This is a genomic window from Actinocrinis puniceicyclus, assembly GCF_018283645.1.
Lineage (GTDB): Bacteria > Actinomycetota > Actinomycetes > Streptomycetales > Catenulisporaceae > Actinocrinis > Actinocrinis puniceicyclus.
Genome location: NZ_JAGSXH010000009.1, coordinates 39,031 through 64,771 on the forward strand (window position 1 = coordinate 39,031; position 25,741 = coordinate 64,771).

Annotated in this window: 25 protein-coding genes; 13 read left to right on the forward strand and 12 right to left on the reverse strand. The window is 70.1% G+C overall.

What is annotated here, in order from left to right:
* The first annotated feature begins 42 nt into the window (after positions 1-42).
* Positions 43-441, forward strand: coding sequence for an MTB12 C-terminal domain-containing protein (locus tag KGA66_RS04410; RefSeq protein WP_211464759.1), 399 nt, complete (start codon positions 43-45; stop codon positions 439-441).
* 344 nt (positions 442-785) lie between these two features.
* Positions 786-2,819 (forward strand): ATP-binding SpoIIE family protein phosphatase, encoded by a 2,034-nt coding sequence (locus tag KGA66_RS04415; protein WP_211464761.1) that lies wholly within the window; start codon positions 786-788, stop codon positions 2,817-2,819.
* A gap of 49 nt (positions 2,820-2,868) precedes the next feature.
* Here the strand turns inward: KGA66_RS04415 and KGA66_RS04420 are convergent, their stop codons facing one another.
* From KGA66_RS04420 to KGA66_RS04435, 4 genes are all read right to left on the reverse strand, one after another.
* Positions 2,869-3,882, reverse strand: coding sequence for an inorganic phosphate transporter (locus tag KGA66_RS04420; RefSeq protein WP_211464763.1), 1,014 nt, complete (start codon positions 3,880-3,882; stop codon positions 2,869-2,871).
* 4 nt (positions 3,883-3,886) lie between these two features.
* Positions 3,887-4,507, reverse strand: coding sequence for a DUF47 domain-containing protein (locus KGA66_RS04425; protein ID WP_211464765.1), 621 nt, complete (start codon positions 4,505-4,507; stop codon positions 3,887-3,889).
* Positions 4,508-4,929: 422 nt separating this feature from the next.
* Entirely contained in the window at positions 4,930-5,184 is a 255-nt protein-coding gene (locus KGA66_RS04430; protein WP_211464767.1) for a hypothetical protein, read from the reverse strand.
* Between the two features lie 180 nt (positions 5,185-5,364).
* Positions 5,365-6,222: an SCO4651 family lipoprotein gene (locus KGA66_RS04435; protein WP_211464775.1), complete on the reverse strand. Its 858-nt coding sequence runs from the start codon at positions 6,220-6,222 to the stop codon at positions 5,365-5,367.
* A gap of 119 nt (positions 6,223-6,341) precedes the next feature.
* Here KGA66_RS04435 and KGA66_RS04440 point away from each other — a divergent pair, with 119 nt between their 5' ends.
* A complete protein-coding gene (locus tag KGA66_RS04440) occupies positions 6,342-7,247 on the forward strand; it encodes an NAD-dependent epimerase/dehydratase family protein (protein WP_211464777.1) in 906 nt (301 codons plus the stop codon).
* Positions 7,248-7,265: 18 nt separating this feature from the next.
* Here the strand turns inward: KGA66_RS04440 and KGA66_RS04445 are convergent, their stop codons facing one another.
* The gene (locus tag KGA66_RS04445; protein ID WP_211464779.1) at positions 7,266-8,294 is read right to left on the reverse strand and encodes a C40 family peptidase; all 1,029 of its coding nucleotides are present in this window, start codon (positions 8,292-8,294) and stop codon (positions 7,266-7,268) included.
* A 258-nt stretch (positions 8,295-8,552) separates the two neighbouring features.
* Between KGA66_RS04445 and KGA66_RS04450 the strand changes: the two genes are divergently transcribed.
* From KGA66_RS04450 to KGA66_RS04470, 5 genes are all read left to right on the forward strand, one after another.
* Positions 8,553-8,861 carry a DUF8827 family protein gene (locus KGA66_RS04450; RefSeq protein ID WP_211464882.1) on the forward strand — a complete coding sequence of 103 codons (309 nt, stop codon included), beginning with the start codon at positions 8,553-8,555 and terminating at the stop codon, positions 8,859-8,861.
* A gap of 248 nt (positions 8,862-9,109) precedes the next feature.
* Complete coding sequence (locus KGA66_RS04455) at positions 9,110-9,949, forward strand: DUF8175 domain-containg protein (RefSeq protein ID WP_211464781.1); 840 nt, start codon at positions 9,110-9,112, stop codon at positions 9,947-9,949.
* Positions 9,939-11,273 carry a hypothetical protein gene (locus KGA66_RS04460; RefSeq protein WP_211464783.1) on the forward strand — a complete coding sequence of 445 codons (1,335 nt, stop codon included), beginning with the start codon at positions 9,939-9,941 and terminating at the stop codon, positions 11,271-11,273. The genes KGA66_RS04455 and KGA66_RS04460 overlap by 11 nt, the downstream gene beginning before the upstream one ends.
* Complete coding sequence (locus tag KGA66_RS04465) at positions 11,270-12,793, forward strand: SCO6880 family protein (protein ID WP_211464785.1); 1,524 nt, start codon at positions 11,270-11,272, stop codon at positions 12,791-12,793. The genes KGA66_RS04460 and KGA66_RS04465 overlap by 4 nt, the downstream gene beginning before the upstream one ends.
* A gap of 3 nt (positions 12,794-12,796) precedes the next feature.
* Complete coding sequence (locus KGA66_RS04470) at positions 12,797-14,359, forward strand: ATP-binding protein (protein ID WP_211464787.1); 1,563 nt, start codon at positions 12,797-12,799, stop codon at positions 14,357-14,359.
* 16 nt (positions 14,360-14,375) lie between these two features.
* Here the strand turns inward: KGA66_RS04470 and KGA66_RS04475 are convergent, their stop codons facing one another.
* The 6 genes from KGA66_RS04475 to KGA66_RS04500 all read right to left on the reverse strand — a co-directional run bounded on the left by KGA66_RS04475 (position 14,376) and on the right by KGA66_RS04500 (position 20,921).
* Positions 14,376-14,573, reverse strand: coding sequence for a hypothetical protein (locus tag KGA66_RS04475; RefSeq protein WP_211464789.1), 198 nt, complete (start codon positions 14,571-14,573; stop codon positions 14,376-14,378).
* Positions 14,574-14,746: 173 nt separating this feature from the next.
* Complete coding sequence (locus KGA66_RS04480) at positions 14,747-15,754, reverse strand: NUDIX hydrolase (RefSeq protein WP_211464791.1); 1,008 nt, start codon at positions 15,752-15,754, stop codon at positions 14,747-14,749.
* Positions 15,755-15,847: 93 nt separating this feature from the next.
* Positions 15,848-16,834: a CHAD domain-containing protein gene (locus KGA66_RS04485; protein ID WP_211464793.1), complete on the reverse strand. Its 987-nt coding sequence runs from the start codon at positions 16,832-16,834 to the stop codon at positions 15,848-15,850.
* 96 nt (positions 16,835-16,930) lie between these two features.
* Positions 16,931-19,063: an RNA degradosome polyphosphate kinase gene (locus KGA66_RS04490; protein WP_211464795.1), complete on the reverse strand. Its 2,133-nt coding sequence runs from the start codon at positions 19,061-19,063 to the stop codon at positions 16,931-16,933.
* Positions 19,064-19,195: 132 nt separating this feature from the next.
* Complete coding sequence (mshD, locus tag KGA66_RS04495) at positions 19,196-20,188, reverse strand: mycothiol synthase (RefSeq protein ID WP_312886748.1); 993 nt, start codon at positions 20,186-20,188, stop codon at positions 19,196-19,198.
* 25 nt (positions 20,189-20,213) lie between these two features.
* On the reverse strand, positions 20,214-20,921 hold the full coding sequence (locus KGA66_RS04500; RefSeq protein ID WP_211464797.1) for a winged helix-turn-helix transcriptional regulator: 708 nt from the start codon (positions 20,919-20,921) through the stop codon (positions 20,214-20,216).
* A 394-nt stretch (positions 20,922-21,315) separates the two neighbouring features.
* On the opposite strand from KGA66_RS04500, the gene KGA66_RS04505 reads away from it, so the two are divergent.
* The 3 genes from KGA66_RS04505 to KGA66_RS04515 all read left to right on the forward strand — a co-directional run bounded on the left by KGA66_RS04505 (position 21,316) and on the right by KGA66_RS04515 (position 23,803).
* Complete coding sequence (locus KGA66_RS04505; RefSeq protein ID WP_312886749.1) at positions 21,316-21,588, forward strand: MoaD/ThiS family protein; 273 nt, start codon at positions 21,316-21,318, stop codon at positions 21,586-21,588.
* Positions 21,589-21,597: 9 nt separating this feature from the next.
* Positions 21,598-22,881 carry a YihY/virulence factor BrkB family protein gene (locus tag KGA66_RS04510; protein WP_211464799.1) on the forward strand — a complete coding sequence of 428 codons (1,284 nt, stop codon included), beginning with the start codon at positions 21,598-21,600 and terminating at the stop codon, positions 22,879-22,881.
* A 127-nt stretch (positions 22,882-23,008) separates the two neighbouring features.
* Positions 23,009-23,803 (forward strand): LmeA family phospholipid-binding protein, encoded by a 795-nt coding sequence (locus KGA66_RS04515; protein WP_211464801.1) that lies wholly within the window; start codon positions 23,009-23,011, stop codon positions 23,801-23,803.
* Positions 23,804-23,875: 72 nt separating this feature from the next.
* Here KGA66_RS04515 and KGA66_RS04520 read toward each other — a convergent pair whose 3' ends face one another.
* Positions 23,876-24,301, reverse strand: a complete 426-nt coding sequence (locus KGA66_RS04520) for a cupredoxin domain-containing protein (protein ID WP_211464803.1) — start codon at positions 24,299-24,301, stop codon at positions 23,876-23,878.
* A 70-nt stretch (positions 24,302-24,371) separates the two neighbouring features.
* Between KGA66_RS04520 and KGA66_RS04525 the strand changes: the two genes are divergently transcribed.
* Both KGA66_RS04525 and KGA66_RS04530 read left to right on the forward strand, forming a co-directional pair.
* Positions 24,372-24,899: a sigma-70 family RNA polymerase sigma factor gene (locus KGA66_RS04525; protein WP_211464805.1), complete on the forward strand. Its 528-nt coding sequence runs from the start codon at positions 24,372-24,374 to the stop codon at positions 24,897-24,899.
* The gene (locus tag KGA66_RS04530; RefSeq protein WP_211464807.1) at positions 24,896-25,675 is read left to right on the forward strand and encodes a zf-HC2 domain-containing protein; all 780 of its coding nucleotides are present in this window, start codon (positions 24,896-24,898) and stop codon (positions 25,673-25,675) included. Before KGA66_RS04525 ends, KGA66_RS04530 begins: the two co-directional genes overlap by 4 nt.
* Positions 25,676-25,741 lie beyond the last annotated feature (66 nt).

Genomic DNA, 25,741 nt, shown 5'->3' on the forward strand with positions numbered 1-25,741 from the left:
GGTTCCGGCGGTACCGCCCCGAGCTCCGCGTCTTCTCCGGGCGTGAGCGTTTCCTCCGCGGGAGCGCAGAGCTCCGACGCCGCGGCGGTGACCCGGGTTTGGCAGTCCTTCTTCTCCAAGGACACGCCGATAGGCCAGAAGGAGAAGCTGCTGCAGAACGGCACCACCACCATGAAACCGGCCCTTCAGGCGTTCGCCGCCGACCCACGGGTCGGCCAGGCGAGTGCGACCGTGCAGAAGGTGACCTTCCCCGACGCGAGTGACGCGGACGTGACCTATTCGATCTCGCTCAACGGCACGGTGATGATGGGCGGTATGGCCGGCAAGGCGGTCAAGCAGAACGGCGGGTGGCTGGTTTCGGACAGCACTCTGTGCGGCCTGTTGCAGCTGGCCGCGGCGCAGCCGGGAGGCAGCTCCGGAGTGATCCCGGGATGTTCATAGCACTGTTCACAGTTCGCACGTAGCTGAACCGATCCGCGCGTCCAGCGACGGCACCGCGAACCGCCCTTTCGGCCTCATCCGTTCGGGTGACCGACCGGGAACCGTCGCCAGCCTGGCCGAACGAGGCCGGAGCCGCTCCCGCTTGTCCCTCGATCGAATGGTTGATCGTGGAAGACCCACGCGCCGCGTTGCCCAGTCCGGCAGACTTGCCACACCTGCTGTTCCGGGTGGGGCGAGTTGTCCGGCTCCGAATGCGCGGCTTGCGCGCCGCCGACCGGACGCTGACGAGACGGGCGTACGGTCGGGTGGTGGGCGGCGGGTACTTGGAGAGGACGCCACTACCCGTGTCTTGGAAGCCCGATGCGCCGTTCCCGGCGTTGTCCGAGTCCGTCGTGCCGCGCCAGGCGGCTCCGGCTCCCCGCATCGTGCCGGATGGCAGGGCGCTCGACGATTGGGCGCCGAATGCCGCAGCACTGAATGAGACCGCACTGGATGACACAGCGCCCGATTACCCAGCGCCCGACTACCCAGCGCTGACCGACGACTCCTGCCGCGACGACACCTCCGTGAGTGGCTCGATGCTGAAGAACACAGCCCTGCGCGATCCGGGTTTCGACGAGTTCGGCGACGGATCGGCCGATGCCCGGCGGTACCCCGCCGGCGACGGCCACCCGATCGGCGAGCGGGTCGGCGCCCTGCTGGCGGCCGCCCTGGGCGCGGCTCCCAGGGCGATCGCGCTGGTGCGGGACCACGAGCATCGGGTCGACTTCGTCAACCGCGCCTTCCGGGAGGCGTTCGGGCTGCGCGCCGAGGCCGGCGGACCACTGGCGCGCCTGGTCCCGCAGTTCGCTCAGCTCGGCCTGCTCGACGCGCTCGACCACGTCTTCGCCACGGGCACGGTGTTCATCGCACCAGAAGTGCGCGTCAACGGATACGGCCCGGCCAAACGCCCCGCGGTCCTGCGTGTGACCTGTTCGCCGGTGCATCAACCCGAGGGTGGTCCGGTCACAGGCGCGCTGGTCGACATCATCGACTGCACCGATCAGGTGGTGGCCGTCGACCGTCTGCGCGCTGGAGAGCGCCGTCACCGGTACGCCGCCGTCGCGTTGCAGCGGTCGCTGTTGCCGCAACGTCTTTCGCAACCGGACGACCTGCGAATCGCAGGTGTCTACCTGCCCGGCGCCGCGGACAACGCACCCGAGTATGCGACGGACATCTGGCGGCGCGTTAACTCGCCGGGCGAGTACCAGGTCGGGGGCGACTGGTACGACGTGATCCCGCTGGGTGCCGGGCGGACCGCGTTCGTCATAGGAGACGTGATGGGCCGCGGCGTGCACGCCGCGGCGGTGATGGGCCAGTTGCGGGCGGCGGTGCGCGCGTATGCGGCGGCGAATCTGCCGCCCGGCGAGCTGCTGCTGCACCTGGACCGGCACGCGGCCGAGTTGGAAGGCGTCGCCTATGCCGAGAGCTCGGCGAGCGCGGGGGTCTGCGACTTCGGCGCGCTGGCCACCGCCGTGTACGCGGTCTACGACCCGGACGAATGCGTGCTCACGTACGCGAACGCCGGCCACCCCGCGCCTCTGCTGCGCCTGCCGGAGGGCATGGTCGTGGACCTGGACGCCGCCGGCGGTCCGCCGCTCGGCACCGGGGAGTGGACCTGGCAGGAGGCGTGCGTCACCGTGCCGCCGGGCTCGTACCTGACGCTGTTCACCGACGGTCTCGTCGAGCGGCGCGGCGTGGACCTCGACGACCAGCTCACCCGGCTGCGCAAGATCCTCGCCGGGGCGCCTCAGCTGCCGGCGCCGCGTTCGGCCGAGCGGCACGCGCCGCGCCGGATCGGGCCGGTGGACCTGGTGCGCGACGAACTGCTGGCCGGGATGGATCTGCCCGCCGACCACGACGACGACGTGGCGCTGCTGGTCGTGCACGTGCCGCGGTGGCAGGGGGAGCGCGCCGGGTTGTTCCGCTCGGCCGGGATCGACCTGGTCGGCGGCACCGAGATCGCTGCGCACGCCCGCGCCTTCGCCTCCGGGGTGCTGCGCGGCTGGCACATCGGCGAGGAACTGTGCGACACGGGCGTGCTCGCCGTCAGCGAACTGGTGGCCAACGCCGCCACCCACGGAAGGCCGCCGGTAAGACTTCGGCTGCGGCGCACGGACCGCAGGCTCATCGTCGACGTCTACGACGGCGACGACCATCTGCCGCGGCGGCGGCTGGCGAACGACACCGACGAGAGCGGCCGGGGCATCGGTATCGTCGCCACCCTCGCCTCGTCGTGGGGGGCGCGGCTCCTGGGTACCGGCAAGTCAGTGTGGTGCGAGTTCGCTCTCCCGGCACCGCGCGAGTCAGCGCGGCGAGATCAGCCTCCGAGCACATGATCCACGTGAAACACCGCCCAGACCGGTGGCTGACGACGCGTCAGCCCGATCAGACGAAGATCGGATGCACGACGTAGTAAACCGCCGCCGCGCAGACCGCGGCCGCCGGAATCGTCATGCACCACGCGTAGACGATGTTCTTCGCCACGCCCCAGCGCACGGCGTTCCTCCCCCTGGTCGCCCCGGCGCCCATGATCGAGCCGGTGATGATGTGGGTGGTGGAAACCGGCGCCGGGTAGATGAACGCGGTGAAGTACAGCACGAGGGACGCCACGGTCTCCGCGGCGAACCCGCGCGGCGGGTCCAGTTCGATGATCCGCCGGCCGAGGGTGCGCATGATCCGCCACCCGCCCGCGTAGGTGCCAAGCGAGATCGACAGAGCCGTGGTGAGCAACGCCCACCACGGAACGGGGCTCTTGTTGGTCGCGTGGCCGCCGGCGATCAGCGCCAGCATCACCACACCCATGGTCTTCTGCGCGTCCTGAATGCCGTGACCGAGCGCCATGCCGGCCGCCGAGACGGTCTGCGACATCCGGAAGCCCCGGGTCACCGGGCCCGGCCGGCGCCGCCGGAAGCCCCACAGGATCGCGACCATCAAGGCGAAGGCCAGGACGAACCCGACCATCGGGGAGACCAGCATCGGCAGCACGACCTTGCTCCACACCCCGCCCCAGTGCACGGTCAGCCCCGCCGCCAGTCCGGCGCCCACCATGCCGCCGATCAGCGCGTGCGAACTGGACGAGGGCAGCCCGAAGTACCAGGTGATCAGGTTCCACAGGATCGCCCCGGCGAGCAGCGCGAAGACCACCACCAGGCCGCCGGCGCCCTTCGGCGGGGTGGCGATGATGCCGTTGACGATGGACTTGGTCACCCCGCCGCCCAATTTGAGGCCGACGTAGGCGCCGACCAGGTTCATGACGCCCGCCATGACCAGCGCGGCGCGCGGGGTCAGCGCCCGGGTGGACACCGAGGTGGCGATCGCGTTGGCCGAGTCGTGGAAACCGTTGGTGTAGGCGAAACCCAGAGCGACCATGACGACCGTGATCAGGCCGAGCGTCTGCACGGTCTCAGGACTCCTTGACGATGATCGTCTCGATCGCGTTGGCCACGTGCTCGAAGTTGTCCGCCGCGGTCTCCAGGTTCTCGACGATCTCCCGCAGTTTCATCACGGTTATCGCGTCGTACTCGCCGGAGAACAGGTGCGCCAGCAACTTGCGGTACACCTGGTCGGCCTGGTTCTCCAGCCGGTTGATCTCGATCCAGTATTCGGTCAGGTTCTTCATCGAGCGCAGCCGGGGCATCGCCTCGGCCGTGAGGTCCGCCGCCCGCACGAGTACGTCCACCTGGTCGGTGACGCCCGGGGGCAGTGCCTCGACCTGATAGAGCGTGGCCAGGTCGACCGCCGCCTCCATGGCGTCCATCACGTCGTCGAGCCGGCCGGCGAGTTGGTAGATGTCCTCCCGGTCGAAAGGCGTGATGAACGAGGAGTTCAACTGCCGGTAGATCGCGTGGGTAACCTCATCGCCGGCGTGCTCGGCATCGCGCATCCGCTCGGCGATGCCGGTGCGGTCGGCTTTGTCGCTGCCGAGTAACTCGGTGAGCAGACCTGCCCCCACGACCAGGTTGTCCGCCGCTTTGGCGAACAGGTCGTAGAAGGTCGTCTCTTGTGGAGTCAGACGCAGGCGCACTGGGTACTCCGGGCAGGTCGGGACGGGCTGGCTTCCCGCCCCGGGGGAGGAACTGGAGCGGTGGTTCGGGAACTGCTCGGTTCCGTGACCACAAGGATGCTAGACGCTCCGCGACCCGAGCGCGCCGTGTGCGCCCATATGCGCGCCCCTCGTTCCGTCGGCCGTGGCCCGACGAATTCGCTGCGTGATCAGGGGGCCGATTCGGCCTGGCGATCCCTTGTACGCAGTGACCCCTTGTATACAGTGACCCGTACACGCGGTGACCCTTGGACCCTGGCCCCGGTGACCCCTGGATTCATGACCCGTGAACCATGCGCCGTGCGCTCTGACCCGTGCGCTCTGCCCGTGCACCGTGACCTGTGCATCGTGGCCCTCGTATCACTGTCTGTGTGCGGCACCGCGGACCCTGCGGGGTGGTGGCCTCAGCGGGATCGGGCCGGCTCTCCTGGGCGCAGGCCCAGTACGGCGTCGATGTCCGCGCTGGAAAGCGGTTTGTCGCTGCGTTGCGCGGCGATGATCAGTTCCGCGTAGAGCTCGATCTCGTCCAGCGCCACCCGGTCGTGGGAGAAGGTGGCGCGCAGCGGCCGACCGTGGCCGTGGCTGTGCGCCGATTCACGGCGCGGCGCCGGATCGTGCAGGGTGGCGGGGCTGTGCTTGACCGTACGCAATCCGGTCACCTCCTTACCGTCATGGTCCTGGCGATCGCCCTGATGCTTGATTTCCTCGCCCGCGGTCTTTCGCTGGCCCTTGCCAGCTTAGAGACCGGGCATAACGGCGACCATGGCCCGTCCGGGCCATCCGCCGACCCGGGCGTCTAGTTCGGTAAGGCCGTTCGCCCGTCCGAGAGGGTCAGGCGCTCAACGTTTGCTCTTCGACGGCGACGGCGACGGCGTCACCGCCGAAGGGGCGACCGAAGCGGCGGGTGGAGTGTCCACCGTCACCGGCTGATCGAGGTCGAACAGATCGGTCGTCGCGGCGATCTGCACCGCGCCGCCCTGCGGCGCCTGAGCCGGGAACGCGAAGCGGGCGACGACGCGCCGCACCTCGCCTTGGGCGTCGATGTAGACGTCGAAGGGCACGATCCTGGTCGAGAACGTCCGGGATGCCGCCAGCAACTCGTCTTTGATCGGGCTTTGCGCCTGGTCCGCCGATACGGTCAAGTCCAGGGTTCCGCTGTAGTGCGCCACAGCGGTCCCACGCACAGTGTCCTGTCCCGCGTAACGCACGGCACCGCTGCTCACTCCGCGCAACAGCGCGAAGTCGAACACCGGGCTGGTGTATCCGGCGCTGATCAAGTCGCCGTCAGGGAGCTTGGTGGCGTCGACCCGCTTCCACTTCGTCTTCGTCCCGGACGAGCGAAGGTAGAGCTGCGTCGGTGTGATGATCTCGTCGAGCGGGGTCGTGCTCTGCGGGGTCCGCACCACGATCGAGCCGACCTTGCGGTCCAGGTCGAACTCGCCGAGACCGGTGAACTGGCGACTCGCACCGCCGATCGTCATGTCGACCCCCGTGGCGACCTTCGCGGTGTGGATCTGCGCCGCCTCCCAGGCCGCGTCGCGCACCGCCGCCGCCGGATCCGAGGCGACGCCGACCGCGGGGGAGGAACAGCCGGCCGCGGCAGCCGTCACCGCGCCGGCGCACAGCGCCAGCAGACCCGGGCGAAATGCTCTCGAGCGACCCGGTCCGCGCGCCGCCGCCGCGTTCACTCTCGCCATCTCGGGTACTCACTCATCGTTTAGACCGAACGGTTGATCCGTTTCGCGAATTCGTCCTCCCCAACGACCCGGATGGAGGATGGTTACGGCAGAACCATGACGGAGGAGAGTGCTGACGGATGCGAGTGTTCGTTGCGGGCGCGACCGGGGTGCTGGGCACAGCGGCGGTGCGGCGGCTCGTGGCCGGCGGTCACGAGGTCACCGGCATCGCCCGCAGCCCGGAGAAACGCAGGGTCCTGCGCTCACTCGGCGCCGACGCGGCTGACGCAGGCATCTTCGACACCGCGGCCGTACGCAAGGCCGTCGAAGGGCACGATGTCGTGTGCAATCTGGCGACCCGCATCCCCATCGGGACGGCGATGATGCGCGGCTCCTCGTGGCGCGAGAACGACCACGTGCGCGCCGACGGCAGCGCGATCCTGGCCAAGGTGGCAGCCGAATGCGGGGTCCTGAGACTCGTCCAAGAGGCCGTGGCGTTCGTGTACGCCGACGCGGGAGAGGACTGGATCACGGAACAGTCACCGCTGGCGCTCGTTCAAGCCACCCGGTCCTCGGTGACCGCGACCGAGAACGCGATGAGCTTCGCGGACCAGTACCGGTTCGCGGTCGTGCTGCGTTTCGGCGCCTTCTACGGTGACGACGCGAACACCCGCTGGCAACTCGACCGGGTACGCAAGGGTAAGCCGGTGCTGCTCGGCGACCCGGACGGCTTCGTCTCAGCGATCACGGTCGAGGACGCGGCGGGTGCGGTGGTCGCGGCACTGGCCGCGCCGACGGGTATCTACAATGTGGCCGGCGAGCCGGTGCGGCGCGCCGAGTGGGCGCGCGCGTTGGCGACCGCGGCCGGAACCGACGGCTCGGCGAGGTACGTGTCCGGCCTGGCTTGTAAGTTCCTCGGCGCCGGCGCCGAGGTCGCCGCCCGCTCGCTGCGCGTTTCCTCGGACGCGTTCCATGCCGCGACCGGCTGGCGTGCCCGTACCGACCTGGCGGAGGGTTTCGCTCCGGCCGTGAAGGTCATGCGCTGAGTTGCACACGACCGTCCGTCAGGACGTGCTGCCGGCCGGGCTCGTCGTGTCCTGACCCACCGGCCACTGCGGCACCTGGGCGTACGGGCGTGCCGCGCCGATGTAGCCGCCGAAGCCGTCGATCGAGTCGAAGCGGATCGTCGCGCCCGTGTGCGGGGCATCGATCATCGCGCCGCCCCCCACGTAGATGCCCACGTGATGGATCGTCGTCGGGTCGCTCAGGTTGGACGCGAAGAAGACCAGGTCACCGGGCTGCAACTGACTGCGTGGCACATGCGGGCCGGCATACCACTGGTCTGCCGCGACACGTGGGATCTTCACACCGACGCTCGCGTACGCCGCCTGCGTCAGACCGGAGCAGTCGAACTCGCCGTGCTCTGCCACGGTGCCGGTGCCGCCCCACAGGTAGGGCGTGCCGAGCCGATCGTAGGCGAACGCGATGGCGCGGACAGCGACGTCGCTCGCGGCGACCGTGCCGCTCGGGGCGCTGAACGCCTTCTCGAGAACTTTGATGTTCTTCACATAGTTCTGGGTCTCGGCGATCGCGGGGACTCCGGCCGCGGCTATCACCGCGCCCGGGCCCGCGTTGTACGCCGCGAGCATGTTGTCGATCTGGTCCCCGGGCATCTTCGCGACCTGTTGAGCCAGCGCGCAGTCGTAGCGGGCCGCCGCGGGGATGGCGTCGGCCGGGTTGAAGATGTCCCGCTTGCCGTCACCGTCCCGCGGCGAGGACCAGTTCGGCCAGGTCCCCGGCATGAACTGGGCGATACCTTCCGCGCCGGCGGGCGAGACCGCCCTGGGGTCGAACGCGCTCTCCTGGTAGAGCTGCGCGGCCAGCAACGGCGCGCTGAGCTGGGAACAGGTCGTCCCGGCGGCCTCGATCAGGGAGGCGTACTCGGTCGGAACCGTGCCGGTCGCCAGGGAGGCGCGCGCCGCCTGGAGTTGTGAGCCGGTGATCCCTACCGCCACCACCGCGACCGCGCCGACGATGACGAAGGGAACCAGCAAAGTGCCCGTCAGAATCCAGATCCACCGGCGTCCCGGCATCGCGGCCTCCTCCCCTCGCGCAAGCGCCCTGGTCAGTCAGCTTGGCGCGTTCACAGTCCGGCCACGGCGGCGAGCCCTATGATAGAGGCGGTGGTGACGAGGCGTCAGTCTTCGCACTTCAGAATCGAGCGCTCCTGTTCGACTGCGCAAAACACCCTCATACTGGCAACACTGGACGACAACGACCAACCCGAGGACCGGGGGTGCAGCGTGCTGACTCTCCTTACGACACTGCCCGCCCACGCCGAGTGGCACACACTGCTACCTGCGGCCAGCGGTGGGAATATCAATACGATCATCGGAGGGATCGCGCCGGACTGGGGCCCCTTCGGGAAGGTCGGCCAGCAGGCACGGGTGATGATCGAGGTCATCATGGCGGCGGCGATCCTGCTCTGCCTCGGCATCGCCATCTGGGGCGCGGCCAAGCAACGCATCGGCGCTACCGCTCTGCGCGATTCGTTCAGCGCCGAGCAGGGCAAGGGTCTGATCGTGGCCGGGCTCACAGGCGTGTTCATCATCGGTTCGCTCGGCACCCTGTTCACCATCGTCTACGGCATGGCGATCTGAGTCGTGGACGAAGCGGCGGCGCGACGCCCGTCGGCGCGCGCGATGGTGTACACGCGGACCGGCGCGGGCCGCGCAAGCTGTAGCCAGGCGGAAAGCGGGGCAGGGGCCCAACGGCTGACGCGCGCAGAGTCTCTGGCGTGTAACGCGGCTCAACCGGTCCCGGGACCGGTGAGACTGGTTTCCATATCCACGAGGAGTGAGGCCTGATGGCCCGCCCCTGGAGCCGAGCCGAACGAGGGTCATACGCGTTGGACACTGCGCAGAGCACGCCCGAAGCGCGCACGCGCGTCAAGTTGCCACCCGACCCGTACCGAGACGACGAGCCGAGACCGGGCCGCGCCCGCCGACCGCTGATCCTGCTCGTGGCGCTGGCCGCCCTCGTCACCGTGATCACCATCGTGAACCGCAGCACCCACCAATCCGGCGGCCCGGCTGCCGCGGGCCAGTCCGCGCCCTCCGCCGGCTCGTCCGACACGAACGCCGCGGCGGGCGCGACCGGCCCGGTGGCCACGCCGTTCCAGAACAGCGGCCTGCCCGCGAACACGGCCGACGGCGTGCCGATCGGGTATCCGCACACGGCGAAAGGCGCCGAGTCGGCGGCCGCCAACTACGTCGTCGCCTACTCGTCCTCGGAGATGGTGACTCCGAGCGCGCGGCACCGGCTCATCGACGCGATCGCCGACCCGGCCATAGCCTCCAGCCTGCAAAGCCAACTCGACACCGCCTACACCCAGGTGGCCAGCAGCCTCGGGCTCTCTGCGGACGGCGTCGCGCCGGCCGGGCAGACCTTCGTCCAGCGCAGCGCCCCGGTCGGGGTCACGCTGGTCAACAGCAGCGGCCAGAGCGCGACCGTCTCGGTGTGGGCCGTCACGATCGCCGGCCTGGCCGGGGCGGGCTCGACCCATCCCGTCGCGGAGGACTGGTCCACGATCACCGTGACCCTGCACTGGACCGGAGGGGACTGGAAGTGGGTCTCCTTCTCCGCCGCGGACGGCCCGGTGCCGGCCGGCGGACAGCAGACCGTGTCCGGAAGCAAGGACCTGCAGAAGGCCGTCTCTCAGTTCGGGGGGTTGCGCTATGCCCGGTGACACGCTGATCCGCGCCGCCGGCGACGCCTGCGCGTTGCTGCCCGGTTCGCTCAATCACGCCTGCGAGAACACGCGCAAGCTGGTAGGCGACTCAGGCAGCGGCGCCGGGCCCAACGGCAGCGCCGGCGGCGGCGCCTCGACCGCGTCGCTGCTGTCCGATCCGGTCGGGGCGATCGCGCACGACTGCGCCCAGGCGGCCTCTTCGGTCATCAAGGCCGTGTCCTCCGTGGTCGACGGGGCGACCACGGTGGACTTCACCAACTCCGGTTTCCTGACCCAGTACGCGATCGTGTTCGCCGCCTCCGCGATCCTGACCGTGGTGCTCTGGCTGCTCGCGGTGATCAAGCGGGCGGTGCGCGGCGAGTCCATCGTGACCGCGCTGTCCGAGGCCACCGGCTTCCTGTGGCTCGCGGTCGGCGCTTCCGCGTTCACGCCGGTGATCCTCTACGGAATGGTGCGTGTGACCGACTCGGTGACCAGCGCCATCGGCTCGGGCACGGCGAGGGATACGAACAACTTCCTCACCTCGTTCGCGAACACGATCGACCCACCGAACGGGCAGAGCGCGAACCTCGGCGGCGGCCCGATCCTGCTGATCTTCGTCTCGCTGATCGCCATGATCGCCGCGGCGGTGCTGTGGGTCGAGTTGCTGATCCGGGCCGCGATGCTGTACGTCGGCGCGGCGCTCGCGGCGACCGTCTACGCGGGCCTGGTGGACAAGTCGCTCTGGCACCACATCAGGCGCTGGGCCGGCATGATGATCGCGGTGGACCTGGCGAAACCGGTGGTCGTCATCGTGCTGGGGCTGGCCACCGCCATCTCCGGAGGCAACACCGGGCAGGGCTCCTTCGGCTCGGTGCTCTCCGGCCTGGCCATCATGCTGCTGTCGATCTTCGCCTCCGGCCTGATCTTCCGCTTCGTGCCGAGCTTCGGCGACGACATGCTGGCCATCAACGGCGCCCGCTCCGCCGACGCGCCGGCCGAGGCCGCCGCGGGCTCGATGGACGGGCCGGCCTCGCGGATGAGGCAGGGCATCGCGGCTCACGCCGGCCGCAGCGGCAGCCCGATCGGAGCCAACCCCATGGCCGGACCGGCGGTCGCCGCGCTGGGCATGTCGGCGGGCCTTGCGGCCCACGGGGCACGCACCGCCGTGCGGCTGACGACCACGCGTAACCCAGGCAACGGCGGACAGCCTTCGGTGCCGCCGCCCATGCAGCCGCCCGCCGCTCTCCCGCGCGAGGGAGTGCCCGGACGCGCTGCCGATGCGGTTCGCGGGGCGCAGGGGCGCGGCGCGCCTGACGCCGGACGCGGAGGAACGGCGTGACGGCAGAGGGTTACGAGCGCCGCCGCTCGTTCCTGATCGGCAAGGCCAAGCCGAACGCGATCGTCGGGCGCAACCGGGAGACCGGCGAACTGGCCGTGTTGGTGGTCGCGTGCGCACTGGCGATGATCGCGGCCTTCGTACTCCCCACCCTCTTCCTCAAGATTCTGATGATCATCGGACTGCCGGCGGCCGGCGCGGCGGTGATCTTCCTGCCGTACCGCAAGCGCACGCTGTACCGATGGTTCGAGATCGACCGCAGTTATCGGCGGCTGTTGCGCTCGGGCCAGGCCCGCTACGCCTCGGCCGCCGTGGAGGCCGGTACCCGGCTCGGCGGCCGCCCGCTGCCGGTGGCCGGCCCGCCCGGGATCGGCCGCGTGCGCTGGCTGACCGCCAACTTCGGGCCGGACAAACTCGCGGTCCTGATGCACCTGGACCGCGGCACGGTCACCTGCACGCTGGAGATCGAAGGGCCGGGCGTCGGCTCCCGGGACGCCGAGGACCAGGAGGCCCTCGTCGACCGGTTCGGCACCCTGCTGCGGCACGTGGCCAACGGAGACGGCTTCGTGACCCGGCTTCAGATGCTCGCCCGCACCCTGCCTGCCGACCCCGACGCGCACGCCAAGGACGTGCTCCGGCGCGGTGATCCCGAGGCGGCGCAATGGCTGCGGGATTCTTACGACCATCTGGCGTCGATGGTGTCGACCTCCAGCGAGCAGCACCGTGCGTATCTGACCGCTTCGATGCCTTACACGCGTGAACTGGCCACCGAAGCGCGGGTCATGGCCGGAGGCGCGGACGCGGACCACGGTCTATGCGTCATCATGGTGCGTGAACTGACCGACATCTGCGCACGGCTCGCGGACGCCGATATCAAGGTCCGCCGACCGTTGGACGTGGCCGCACTGGCCTCGCTCATCCACTCCATGTACGACCCCGAACACCCGATCGACCACTTCGAGGCGATGGCGGAGCGCGACGCCTGGCCGGCCGAGTTCGACGGCTCCGGGCCGCTGTTCCTGCGAGCCAAGACCCGCGAGTCGGCCACCGGCGAGCCGTGGTGCCACGCCACCGCGTGGATCCGCGAGTGGCCGCTCACCCCGGTCTCGGTGAACTTCCTCGCCCCGCTGCTGGTGCACACCCCGGACGTGATCCGTACCGTCGCCGTCACCATGGACCTGGAACCGACCGAGGTGGCGATCGAGCGGATGCTGACCGAGAAGGTGAACGTGGACGCCGAGGACCGCCGCCAGGCCAAGCTCGGCCGGATCGACGACCCGCGTGAACGGGCCCACTCCTCCCGGGTCGACCTGCGCGGCGAGGACCTGGCGGCGGGCGCCGCTGGCGTCAACCTGGTCGGCTACATCACCGTCTCCTCGCGTTCGCCGGAGGCGCTGTCCCGGGACAAGCGCACCATCCGCGCGTCCGCGGGCAAGTCCTTCCTGAAGCTGGAATGGTGCGATCGGGAACACCACCGCGCCTTTGTCAACACCCTGCCATTCGCGACCGGCGTGCGGAGGTAGCCGATGGCCCGCGGAAGCCTGACCGACCTGCTCGCCGACGCCTTCACCACGGTGCTCTTCGGCAAGAAGGACACCACCCGGCTGCCGGTGCGCACCTCGACCAACCAGGCCGAGGCGATCTACCTGCCGACCGCCGCGCCCGGCCTCGGCGACTCCGGAGTGATCATCGGACGCGAGGTGTACAGCGGCAAGGGCTACATCTACGACCCGTTCCAGCTCTACGGCCAGCAGTTGCCAGCCCCCCACTGGCTGGTGCTCGGCGAGTCCGGCAACGGCAAGTCCTCGCTGGAGAAGACGTACGTGCTGCGCCAGCTGCGGTTCAAGGACCGTCAGGTGGTCGTGCTCGACGCGCAGGGCGAGGACGGGGTCGGCGAGTGGAACCGGATAGCCGAGGCGGTGGGCGTCACCCCGATCCGGCTCGATCCGCATCACCGCGGCGGCGCGGGCATCCGGCTCAACCCGCTCGACCCGGCGATCACGCTCACCGGCCAGCTCGCCCTGCTGCGCACGATCATCGAGGTCGCGCTCGGGCATCCGCTCGACGAGAGGTCCGGTTACGCGCTCAAGGCCGCACACGCGACGGTACGCGCTGACTCGCTGCGCGCCGGTGTGCAGCCGATCCTGCACCACGTCGTCGAGGCGTTGCGCGAGCCGAAGCCGGCCGCGGCCGAGGAGATGAACGTAGGGATCGACGAGGTGCGCGACTGGGGCCTGGACGTGGCTCTGGTGCTCGACCGGCTCGTGGACGGCGACCTGGCCGGCATGTTCGACGGCCCGACCACGGCGGGGATCGACCTGGACTCGCCGCTGATCGTCTTCGACCTGTCCACGATCGACCGCAACTCGATCGCGATGCCGATCCTGATGGCGATCGTGGGGGTCTGGCTGGAGCACACCTGGATCAAGCCGGACCGCAAGAAGCGCATCTTCCTGGTGGAGGAGGCGTGGCACATCATCAACTCCCCCTCGGTGGCGCAGCTGTTCCAGCGGCTGCTGAAGTTCGGCCGCCGGCTCGGCCTCTCCTTCGTCGCGGTCGTGCACCACCTGTCCGACGTGGTCGACGGGGCGGCGGCCAAGGAGGCCGCGGCGATCCTGAAGATGGCCTCGACCCGCACCATCTACATGCAGAAGTCCGACGAGGCGCGCGCCACCGGACGAGTGCTCGGCCTGCCCCGGTGGGCGGTGGAGATCATCCCGACGCTCTCGCCCGGCATCGCGGTCTGGGACGTGAACGGCGATGTGCAGGTGGTCAAGCACATCGTCACGGAGATCGAGCGACCGCTGGTCTACACGGACCGCGCGATGACCGAGTCCTCGGACGAGGAGGAGGCCGGGGCGGACGCGCTGGACGACCTGCCGCCGGCGTTCGCGAACGCCGAGTCCGAGTCCGAGCCGGATCGGCCGCAACTTCCGCCGGGCGCCCGCGCGAACGCCAGGGCGCTGCCGCCGGGAACCGGAAAGCACTCCGGCCGGCCGGAGGCCGAGGACCCGGACCTGACCGCGATCGCCGCGGCGGTCTTCGGGCCGCGAGCGAGCAATCCGAGCCATACCCGCCGCGGGGCCTGAGCCGAGCGCCCGCCGGTCAGGCCGAGGCGGCGCGCTGCTCACACGGCCAGGTGCGGCCGCACAGGCAGTAGTCGGGGCCGTTGGCGATCGCGACCAGGCCGTGTACGTCGCGCGAGACCGCCGCCGCGGCGAGGCAGGCGCCCGAGCCCATCTCGTCCACGGCGCGAAGCGCCGGGATCCAGCGTGTGCCGTCGTACAGGACTGTGCCGTTCATGCGCTCTCCTGGAAGCCAAGGCGATGCGACTTGACGGGGCGTCACGTGACCCGTCGTCCTGACACGTGCAACGAGCGGCCCGTGCTCCCGTTACGGCGTCCGAGGTTGATCGTCGGGCCTGGACGGCGTTTGGTCCGGTTCTGGGTGAACGCCACGGTCGGTGTGGTGCGGGCTCACAGCCGCAGCCGGTCCACCGCGATCAGGCCCGGCGTGCTTCGAGACCCCGGAGCCGGCGGCGCGACGTGCAGTACCCAGGCACAGCCCGGCTTGAGCTTTCCGCCGCCGTGGCCGGGCCCGAGCAGCCGCTCGGCACGCCGCGTGGACCACGGCCGTCCGTTCACCGTGGGCGTCCGCCCGGACCGCTCGAGCGCCGCGACGAGCATCGCGTCGAGCACTTCCCGATGTGAGCAGAGCACAGTGGGCTGCACTTCGGCGATCAGGGCGTGTATCCAGCGGGCGATCGCGTCGGGCTCAGCCGCGTGCGCCGGTTCGGAAAGCGCCGGGTCGATATCCATGGACACCTGCTGCGTGCGCGCATAGGGGCGCACCGTGTCCACGCATCGAACGGCAGGTGATGAGACGACCCGCAGCGGTCCGTAGCTGGGCAACAGCCCGGCCATCGTCTCGGCCTGTGTGTGACCGACCGCGGCCAGCGGGCGGACCAGGTCATCGAAGTAGTCGGCGGAGCGCTTCTGTGCCGTACCGTGTCGCAGCAGCACGATCGGCACGGTAACGGCCGGCTTGGCGAGAAAGGCGGTGAGGACCGCCGCGTCGAGCGGCCTGCTCAGCCGGGCCAGAGCCGCGGCCGGGGCCAGCCACTCCAACTGGTCCACCTCGTGGTTGGGCGAGAAGCGGCCCCAACGTTCGTCGTCCGGTACGGCACGGCCGACCCAGTAACGCACGCGCTTGCTGCCGCCGCCGACGAGGCGATAACTCACTGCGGGCAGTCTGCGTCCAAGCTGTATGCGCTGCCCGGTCTCCTCGAAGACCTCACGCACTGCCGTCTGCAACGCGTGCTCGCCGGGGTCCACCTTCCCCTTCGGCAGAGACCAGTCGTCGTAGCGCGGACGGTGGATCAGCGCCACCTCGGGTCCGTCCGGCCCCGGCCGCCACAGCACGGCTCCGGCGGCCTGTATCGGCTTGTCCACAGTCGTTGCGGAATGGATACGGGTCAGCGCCATGACCGCACTATCGTAACCAATCAAGGTGTCGCCAAACTGAACGCCGCATTGCCGGTCGGCGCCGTGCCGCCGGGCGGCAGCGCGCCGGCCGCGTCAGCTTTCGAGCCAGGTGCGCAGGCCCGGATCGGCGGCTCGGCGCCACAGCGGCGGGAAGGCGAGCCGGGAGCGCAGGATCCCGGCCCGGGCCTCGCCGAGCAGGCGGCCGAGCACGAAACCCGTGGGCGCCGCGATCCGCGGCGTACCGGCGGCGCGCAACAACACCGCGGACGCGACGCTGGCGTCCTGCTGTGCGCCGAGCTCCTCGGTGATCACCGCCATCGCATCCGCGAGCGCGGCGGCTTGTGCTCCAGCGACCGGTGCGCACACTTCCGCCGCGTAACGACAGCGTTTGGCAGCTATACGGAGCCGGTGCCACTGCTCGTCGGCAGGATCGTTGACGAGCATGTCCTTCGCGTTCTGCTGACGCGGATCGGGAAGCGCGGCGACTCGGCGTTCTATGACGCTGAAGGTGTTGGCGACGAGCGGATAGAGCACCTCGGGCGCCGGAGAGTGTGCCTGTTGCTGCACCGTCATCGCCTCGGGAGCGAGCGCCAGTTGATCCGCCAGCGCGTGGAACCGCGGCCCGGCGAGCTCCGCGAGCGTCGCCTCGTGCGCGATCGCGTACTCACGGTGCAGCATCCGGTCCAGCAGTGTCCGTGCTCTCGCCGCGCCCGACGATTCGTCAGCCATCTTGTCGAGCGCGTTCAGCAACTGGGCCCGAACCACCTCGATGTCGCGCTCGGGCGAGACGACCTGGGTGAACTCCCCGATGCGGGCGGCCAACCCGTCGGCCCATTCCGCGTCCAGCAGCGGTCGATAGGTCCGCAGCAGCGACCGCGAACGGCGGCAGGCCACCCTGATGCGGTGCGACGCCTCCGGCTTGCCGTCGCGCAGGCGTGGCAGCTGGGTCAGGAACGCGTTGCTCTGCGCCGCGAGATAGCCGCGCAGGACCTCGAACGCCGTCGGGACCGCACCGCCCGCCCGAGCCTCGCCCGCGGAGCGCTGCGCGCCGACCCGCTGTCCCGCATCCGTCTCTGTCACATGGACCCCCGCTGCTCAGCCGCGTTGTTATGCGTATGCATGTGCATGTGCACGTACATGTGGGTGTACGCGTTCGCGCCTTCTGACGGGCACCGGTCAACCCATCCTCGCCCGTCGCGCGGCGATCAGCTGGTTGCGCGCGTCGATGAACGATTCCTGGACGTCGCGCAGCGGTATGCCGTCCGGAGGCACCCGGCGGGTCCACTCGCCCTGCGGGCCCAGGTCCCAGCAGGCCACATCGTCCTCGAAGACCGTGTCGATCATCGCGGTCAGCTCGCGGCGGTGCGCCGGGTCGGTCAACTGCACGAGAGCCTCGACCCGCCGGTCGAGGTTGCGGTGCATCATGTCGGCCGAGCCGATCCACACCTCCGGTGGCTCACCGACGGCGCGGCCGGTCGGCGAGGCCGGGGCCTCCTGGCCGAACACGAAGATCCGCGAGTGCTCAAGGAAACGGCCCAGCACGCTGCGAACCCTGATGTTCTCGGAAAGATCGGGCACGCCCGGCCGCAGCGCGCACATCCCGCGCACCACCAGGTCGATCTTGACCCCGGCCCGAGACGCGGCGTAGAGCGCTTCGATGACCGCCTCGTCCACGAGCGAGTTCATCTTCAGCCTGATCCGCGCGGTCTTGGCGGCCCCGCGCCGACCACCGGTCATCTTCGCCCGCTCCCGGTCGATCCGCTCGACCAGTGCTTCGCGCAGCCCGTTCGGAGCGGTGAGCAGCCGGCGGTAGGTCGTCGTGCGCGAGTAGCCGGAGAGCCTGTTGAACAGGTGCGTCAGATCCTCGCCGACCTGCGGGTCCGCCGTGAGCAGGCCCAGGTCCTCGTACTGGCGCGCGGTCTTCGGGTTGTAGTTGCCGGTGCCGATGTGCGCGTAGCGGCGCAGCCGGTTGCCTTCCAGGCGGATCACGAGCAGGAGCTTGCAGTGTGTCTTGAGCCCCATGAGCCCGTATACGACGTGGCAGCCGGCCTGCTCCAGCTTGCGCGCCCAGACGATGTTGGCGTGCTCGTCGAACCTGGCCTTGATCTCGACCAGCACCAGCACCTCTTTGCCCGCCTCCGCCGCGTCGACCAGCGCGTCGACGATCGGCGAGTCTCCGCTGGTGCGGTAAAGCGTCATCTTGATCGCGCGCACGTCCGGGTCGTCCGCGGCCTGTTCCAGGAACGCCTGGACCGAGGTGGTGAACGAGTCGTACGGGTGGTGCAGCAGGATGTCGCGCTGACGCATCGAGGCGAAGACGTCTATGGCCGAGTTCGTCTCGTAGTCGGCCAGGTCGCGGTGCAGCGCGGTGGCGAACGGCGGAAACTTCAGCTCGGGCCGGTCCTCGTCGGCGATGGTGAACAGGCCGGTGAGGTCCAGCGGGGCGGGCAGCCGGAACACCTCGTTGTCGTGCACGTCGAGCTCGCGGACCAGCAGTTCCAGCACCTGGGGGTCGATGGTCTCCTCGACCTCCAGCCGCACCGGCGGTCCGAACCTGCGCCGCACCAGCTCCCGCTCCAGCGTCTCCAGCAGGCTCTGCGATTCGTCGCCCTCGACCTCGACGTCCTCGTTGCGGGTGACCCGGAAGGTGTGGTGGCCGAGCACCTCCATGCCGTTGAACAGGTGCGGCAGGTGGACCGCGATCAACTCCTCAAGCGGCATGAAGTGCCCCTCGCTGACGTCGACGAAGCGCGGCAGCAGCGGCGGCACCTTCACCCGCGCGAAGTGCTCGTTACCGGTGACGGGATTGCGCACCAGCACCGCGAGGTTGAGGGAGAGCCCGGAAATGTACGGGAACGGGTGCGCCGGGTCGACGGCCAGAGGCGTGAGCACCGGGAAGATCCGTTCGCGGAACAGCGCGTACAGCTGCTCCTGCTGCGACGCGTCGAGGTCGCTCCACCGCAGGATCTCGATGCCGTGCTGGGCCAGTTCGGGCCGCAGTTGCTCCTGGAACACCTGGGCGTGCCGCGTCATCAGCGTCCTGGTACCGGACAGGACGCGCTGCAGCACCTCGCGGTGCGTCAGGCCGGAGGCGGTCGCGCCGGCCGCGCCGGTGGCGATGCGCCGCTTGAGCCCGGCCACCCGCACCATGAAGAACTCGTCGAGGTTGTTGGCGAAGATGGCCGCGAACTTCGCCCGTTCCAGTAGCGGGATCTCCTTGTCCTCGGCCAGCTCGAGGACCCGGCTGTTGAACTGGAGCCAGGAGGATTCACGGTCGAGGAAACGGGGGAGGTCGACGGCCGGTTCCATGATCCAAACTCTCGCACGTAAAGGTGAACTGCGGGTATCTAACGGAGGGACGCCGGGCGACCGAAGCGGGGCGGCGACGTCCTGTTACCGCACTGGCGCAGGGTCGGTAGCCGTGGCGAGTTGCCGCCGGTGCTACTTGGCCGATCCGCGCCGTTCGTACAGGGTGTCGACGGCTCGATTGCGAAAGCCCAGGGACTGGTACAACCGTACGGCCGGTAGGTTGTCGCCATCTACATACAAGATGACGGAATCCAGGCCGGTTTGCGCCAAATGCTGTAATCCGGCCACGGCCAGGAACCTGCCGAGCCCGCGGCGCCCGGCATCCGGGTCCACGCCGAGCACGTAGATCTCGCCGACCGGACCCGGGCCGTATGCTCCGGCCGGGTGCACCTTGGTCCAGTGGAAGCCGATCAGGTCGTGTGCCGTGCGGGCCAGGAAGAAGCCGGCCGGGTCGAACCAGGGCTCGGCCTCCCGTTCGGTCAGCTCCTGCGCAGTCCATGAGCCCTGCTCGGGATGATGCGCGAAGGCGCGGGCGTTGAGTGCGAGCCAACTCTCCTCGTCCTCGCCCGGCCTGAACGTGCCGAGTTCGACGCCGTCTGGCGGCGGCGCGGCGAAATCAGGCGCCGCCGCCGCTGCGGCGAGGTCGAGTTCCATCAGGCGCAACTCGCGCACCGCCGCGAAACCCAGCCGCTCGGCGAACCGTTGCGTGCCCGGAAGGCTGCCGTGCGCCCACACCCGCAGCGCTCCGGCCGTCTCCGCGAGCGCGGCCTCCAGCAGGGCCCTTCCGTGGCCGCGGCGCCGCCAGCGCGGCGTGACGCACAGTTCGGCGGTGCAGTCCTGCTCCGCGTCCGGCGGGCTCAGATAGAGATAGCCCGCGACGGCGTTGTCGGCGCGCTGCGTGAAGTGCAGCGCCCCCGGCTTGCCGTGGACCAGCGCGAGCCGGCCGTCCTCGGAGATCGGTGCGACGCCGTCGGCCTCGGTGACCGCGTCGACCAGGCTTACCACCGCGGTGCGATCCGTGTCGTCGAGGCGCTCCGGCACCGCGTTCGGTCCGCCGAACTGCGCGGCGCTCGACTGGTTTCCGGCTTGCGGGGATGCGTTCCGTCGCGTCGGGTCTTCAGGCACAGCGCCAGGCTATGCGCGCAGAGGTTCAGACGCGTACAGCATCACGGTCCGCGCGCTTCTCCGGGTTGACGAACCTGTAGCCGACGTTGCGAACAGTACCGATCAACTGTTCGTGTTCAGCGCCGAGCTTCGCGCGCAGCCGCCGCACGTGGACGTCCACGGTGCGCGTACCGCCGAAGTAGTCGTAGCCCCAGACCTCCTGCAGCAGTTGCGCCCGGGTAAAAACCCGGCCAGGGTGCTGCGCGAGGTACTTGAGCAGTTCGAATTCCTTGAACGTCAGATCGAGCACCCGGTTGCGCAGCCGTGCGGTGTACGTCGCCTCGTCGATGGTCAGGTCGCCGTTGCGGATCTCCAGAGGCAGATCCTCCGAGCCAGTCGCGGCGGCCAGGCGACCCACCGCCAGCCGGATGCGGGCCTCGACCTCGGCAGGCCCAGCGGTGTCCAGGAGCACGTCGTCCACGCCCCATTCCGCGGTCACCGCGGCGAGGCCGCCCTCGGTGGTGATCAGCAGCATCGGGCAGTCGAGGCCGGTGGTGCGCAGAACCCGGCACAGCGAGCGGGTGGCGGGCAGTTCGCGGCGGCCGTCCACCATCAGCACATCCGCCGGGGCGGTGTCCATCAGGGCGGATGCTTCCGCGGGGCCGACGCGGACGTTGTGAAGGAGCAGACCGAGCGCGGGGAGTACTTCTGCCGAAGGAGCGAGAGCATTGGTCAACAGGAGAAGGGTGGCCATGGGGTGGTGCTCCTTCCGCCGTGCTGTACAGGTGCCGGATGGTCGGGTGTCGATCGCGCCGGCCGAGACCGCAGCGTTCTCACCGCCGAGCCGGCGCCCACACGCAGAGACTCGTGAGGCGTATGTAACGTGCTCGTAAAAAACACGAAGGATCCAGTGGCCTCATCGCCCGGATCCTCTGGTCGCAGGATAGCGGACATAGACGGGGCATGTCTGCGGGGTGACGGACATTTCTCGCTTCGTTGTCGGGTAAGCGCCGATACAGAGAAAGCAATCTGTTGACTCGCCGGGCTGAACGAGTCCCGCGCGCAATCGTCCGCGTGTGACGATGCGCACCGCGCGGGTACCGTTGCTCTGGCGCACGCCAAGCCGACCTAGGGAGGGAGCGAAGCCGGTGCGAGCAACAGGCACGGCGACCTTGCGGTACTGGGCCGCTGCACGGGAGGCCGCGGGCACCTCCGAGGAGCAGACACACGCCGCCACGCTAGGCGCGGCGCTCTCTGGCGCGGTCGCCGAGCGCGGCGCCGACGGCGCACGGCTGGCCCGGGTCCTTCGGCGCTGTTCGTTCCTGGTCGACGGGCAGCAGGTCGGCAAGCGCGATCCTGAGACAGTGCCTCTCGACGCGGGAACCGTCGTGGAGGTCCTTCCACCGTTCGCGGGCGGATGACCAGCCGCGATGACTTACGGACATGAAGACGAGGGCTCGCCGGGGCCCGAGCCCCCGGCGGGCCGCGGCCGGCGCCGTAAACCCGAACCGGAGCCCGAGCGCGCTGCTCCAGAGTCCGCTGCCTACGACGCGCAGTGGGAGCAGTCCGGCCTCGGCTGGGACCCACAGGCGTGGAACGAAGCGCAGCGTGACCAATATGCGGCGACGCAAAGCGGGTACGCCCTCGACGAGTTCGCGCCAGATCCCTACCCAGCCGACTCGTACGACTCGTACCGCTCTGATCCAAACGACCAGTACCGGGGTCATCCGCACATTCCGAGCCAATACGAACCCGCTCGGCACACAGAAGCGCCGCCCGACGCCGATCGGGAACCGCCCGTCGAGCACGCGCCGGGACCGCATGGCCGCAGCGGATATCCGCGGGATGAATACGAGTTCACACACGAGCTGACCGACGAGTTCGAAGAAGAGTTCGACGATGCTCCCGCGCGTGCCCGCACCCCGGCTGCCGAGCCTGCGACCGAACCGCCGCGTACTCTTCCCGCCGCTGTCGCCTCGGGTCCCGGCCAAGGGGCGTTCGGAGCGGCGGGCCTGGCCGTGGTGACCGGGGTCGGCGCGCTCGTGGCAACCCCGGTCCTCGCCGTGGTGGTGGGCCTCGGCCAGGTCGGACTCGCGGTCGGCTGGCTGCGCACGTCCGGCTACCAGAGCGCGCGTCGCACGCTCGGGTCGGTCGTGGCGATCGGGCTGGCGTGTGTCGCGCTCGCCTACCGCCTGGCCCCGGACCGAGCGCCGACGGCGATGATCGGCGCGCTCGGTGTCGGCTTCGTGTTCCTCGCCGCCGATCAGCTGTTCCGCAGGAACATCGGGCCCGGCCGGCATCGCAGCGAAGCACTCGCCGCCGCCGTGACCGCGGCGGCGTTCACCGTGCTGCCCGCCGGATACCTCGTGGCGCAGCGCCAGGATCCGGCGCTCGCCGGGGCCTGTGCGCTGGCGGCCGCGGTCGCGGTGCTCTGCGCGGCCCTGGTCGGCGCGGGCACCGGGCCGGCCGGCGTCGCGGCCGGCGTCATAGCCGGCGCCGCGCTCGGTGCGCTGTCCGCGGCCACGCTGGGCGCGGCGGCCGGGACGGCGGGTGGCGCGCTCGGCGGAACCCTGTCAGGGCTCTTCGCCATCGCGGGGGCGCGGGCCGCGGACCGGGTCGGCGCGGAGGGCGGCGACGTGCGCATCAGCGCGCAGGTGCTTCCGGTCGCGCTTTCCGCGATCGGCGCCGTGATCGCCGCTCAAGTCGTCCGCTGAGCCGCGGGCACGTGTAGTCCGTGCATACCGGGGAACCTCGTAGCAGCCTTGTCCCCTCTTCTCTTGCGGAGCACCGCTTCTGTGACCGTCCGCTCAGGCAGAGCACTGAGCGGCTACCCTCGAAAGGGTGACCGTGCCGACCCCGGAATCCTCGGACCGCTATTACGGCGACTACTACGAGGACGCGCCCCCGGTCTCCGCGCTGAGCCGGCCGCCACGCCGCCGGCACCGCGGCCGCGGCTGGCTCATCGCCCTGCTCGTCCTGGTCGCGCTGCTGATCGGCGCGGACCGGATCGCCGCCGCCGTCACGGAAAGCCAGCTGGCCGCGAAGATCCAGTCGAGCCAGAACCTGAGCCGGAAGCCCTCGGTCTCCATCGACGGCTTCCCGTTCCTGACGCAGGTCATCTCGCGGCACTTCGGCAACGCCACGGTGGACATCGACAACCTCGACGAGCGCGGCGTGCCCATTGCGCACATCCACGCCGACCTGAACGGGGTCCATGTCTCGTCGGGATACAACAGCGCGACCGTGGACACGCTCACCGGTACCGCCACGCTCAGCTACGCCCAGCTCTCGACCACGTTGAGCAAGGACGCGGGCATCGGGCAGATCACGCTCAGCCAGGGCGCCGGCAACCAGGTCAAGGCCGCCTACAATCTCGCCGGCATCGGCATCAGCGCCGACGTCGCCGTGAGTGTGCTCAGCGGCAACCGGCTCGAATTCAAGACGACGCACGTCCAATCGCCGCTGTCCGGACTGGGCCTGAAAACGCCGGCGAACTTCGACGTGAAGGTCCCGCTCGGCAATCTCCCCTTCGGCATGCAGCTGCAGGATCTGCGCGTCACCCCGACGGGCGTGGACATCTCGGCGACCGGCCACAACGTGCTGCTCACCGGGAGTTCGGTCGGCACAACCGGCTGAGCCGCGCCGCGCCGCACTCGCCGCACTCGCTCGCCGCTTCAGCGAGCGCCGCGCGCAGCGCGGCCTACGTGGTCACTTGACGATGAGCGTGCCGTGCTTCATCGAGGGGTGGATCGCGCAGTGGTACGCGTAGGAGCCGGGCGCGGTCGGCGCGGTGAAGGTCACCGTCCCGCCGGCCGGGACGCTCGCGTCGAAGCCGCCGGCCGAGTCCGCGGTCACCGTGTGCATGACCGAGTCCTTGTTGGTGACGGTGACCTGTGCGCCCGGTGCCGCGGTCAGCGGTCCGCTGAACGCGAAGTCGGCGATGGTGATCGTGTCGGCGGCCGAGGCCGGGGCGCTGCCGCCGCCCGCCGGCATCCCGGACATCGAGGAGGAAGCCGCCGCGGACGGCGTCGAGGCCGCCGCGCCGCCGGATCCGGAGGAACTGGAACATGCCGCCGCCCCCGCGAGGGCCAAGACCGTGGCGGCGGCACCGAGGATGCGCGAGGATCTGTTCATGTTCTGGACACGGACGCACTCCCGTGCCGGTTCAGCTGAACGCAAAGGACGGGCCGAACGTGATAACGGTATGGCGGCAAGCTCCGAAGTCCTCGACGAGGCGGCGCTGCGTCTGCTGTACGCGGAACACTCCGGTCCGGTCCTGGCGTATCTGCTGAAGCTGACCCGGGACCGGGCGCGAGCCGAGGACCTGCTCCAGGAGACGATGCTTCGCGCCTGGCGCCGGCCGGCCGCCTTCGAGCCGGGCCGCGGCTCGGTGCGTGCCTGGCTGTGCACGGTGGCGCACAATCTCGTGGTCGACGACGCCCGCTCGCGCGCGGCCCGTCCGACCGAGACGGAGCTCACCGAGTACACCGATCGGGCCGACGAGGGTGTGGACCCGTACGATGCGGCGCTGCGCGCCTGGGAGTTCGCCGACGCGCTGGCCGCGCTCAGCGCCGAGCACCGGGCCGTCGTCATCGAGGTCTACTACCGGCGTGCGACGGTCGCGGAGGCCGCGCGCGCCTTGGGCATCCCGCCCGGAACCGTGAAGTCGCGCACGTTCTACGCGCTGCGCGCCCTGCGTCTCGCCTGTCAGGAAAGGGGGATCACGCCGTGAACGATCGGCTGCCCCCGTGCAACGCTCCCAGCGACCCGTGGCTGCGTGAGGCGATAGGAGCGTACCTGCTCGGTGCGCTCGAACCGGCGGAGAACGACCGCGTCGCGGCGCACCTGGCCGAGTGCGCGAGTTGCCGCGCCGAGTACGGCGAGTTGACCGAGCTCGTGCCGCTGCTGGCCTCGGTGACCGAGACGGAAGCGGTCAACGGCCCGGTGCGTCCGGAGCCCGCAGTGCTCGGACGGGTGTTGGAGACCGCCTCGCAGCACGCCGCCGACACCGGCCGCGTAGGGCGCGCGCGAGTGCCGTGGCTGCGCCGTCTCCGGTCCGCGGGCTCCGCTGCTCGATCGCGTCCGAGGACCATGCGGGCCCGGTTGGCCATCGCCGTCGTCGGGCTGGTGGCCGCAGCCGGGGCCTGGGTCGGAGTGCTGGCCTCCGGAGGGCAGAGCGCGGCCGTGGCCGGCTCCTGGTCCGCCGCGGCGAGCGCCTCGCCGTATCAGCCGGGCGAGTCCGCGATCACCGCCAGCGTCCAGGTCTCCGCGGTGAGCTGGGGCTCGAGGATCCAGCTGAAGATGGACCATGTTCCGGTCGGCTACACGTGCACCATGGTGGTGGTGAGCACCACCGGTCAGCCGGTCGTGGCCGGCAACTGGAAGGCCAGCGCCGAGGAGTCGTTCACCATCCCCGGCTCGGTGTCACTCGCTCCGGACCGGATCGCGGCCATCCAGGTGGAGTTGCCGGACGGCAGCACCCTGCTGAGCTTGAACCGGCCTTCGTGAGACATCCGCACTGAGCCGGCAGCACTGTCCTGAGACAGCAGCCCCGGGGCCACCAGGCTCAGCTCC

Bases quoted from the DNA above. Each gene is read 5' to 3' on its own strand.
- KGA66_RS04435 (WP_211464775.1), bottom strand. From the start codon at position 6,222: ATGGCGAGAGTGAACGCGGCGGCGGCGCGCGGACCGGGTCGCTCGAGA.
- KGA66_RS04440 (WP_211464777.1), top strand. From the start codon at position 6,342: ATGCGAGTGTTCGTTGCGGGCGCGACCGGGGTGCTGGGCACAGCGGCG.
- KGA66_RS04445 (WP_211464779.1), bottom strand. From the start codon at position 8,294: ATGCCGGGACGCCGGTGGATCTGGATTCTGACGGGCACTTTGCTGGTT.
- KGA66_RS04460 (WP_211464783.1), top strand. From the start codon at position 9,939: ATGCCCGGTGACACGCTGATCCGCGCCGCCGGCGACGCCTGCGCGTTG.
- KGA66_RS04470 (WP_211464787.1), top strand. From the start codon at position 12,797: ATGGCCCGCGGAAGCCTGACCGACCTGCTCGCCGACGCCTTCACCACG.
- KGA66_RS04475 (WP_211464789.1), bottom strand. From the start codon at position 14,573: ATGAACGGCACAGTCCTGTACGACGGCACACGCTGGATCCCGGCGCTT.
- KGA66_RS04480 (WP_211464791.1), bottom strand. From the start codon at position 15,754: ATGGCGCTGACCCGTATCCATTCCGCAACGACTGTGGACAAGCCGATA.
- KGA66_RS04490 (WP_211464795.1), bottom strand. From the start codon at position 19,063: ATGGAACCGGCCGTCGACCTCCCCCGTTTCCTCGACCGTGAATCCTCC.
- KGA66_RS04500 (WP_211464797.1), bottom strand. From the start codon at position 20,921: ATGGCCACCCTTCTCCTGTTGACCAATGCTCTCGCTCCTTCGGCAGAA.
- KGA66_RS04510 (WP_211464799.1), top strand. From the start codon at position 21,598: ATGACTTACGGACATGAAGACGAGGGCTCGCCGGGGCCCGAGCCCCCG.
- KGA66_RS04520 (WP_211464803.1), bottom strand. From the start codon at position 24,301: ATGAACAGATCCTCGCGCATCCTCGGTGCCGCCGCCACGGTCTTGGCC.
- KGA66_RS04525 (WP_211464805.1), top strand. From the start codon at position 24,372: ATGGCGGCAAGCTCCGAAGTCCTCGACGAGGCGGCGCTGCGTCTGCTG.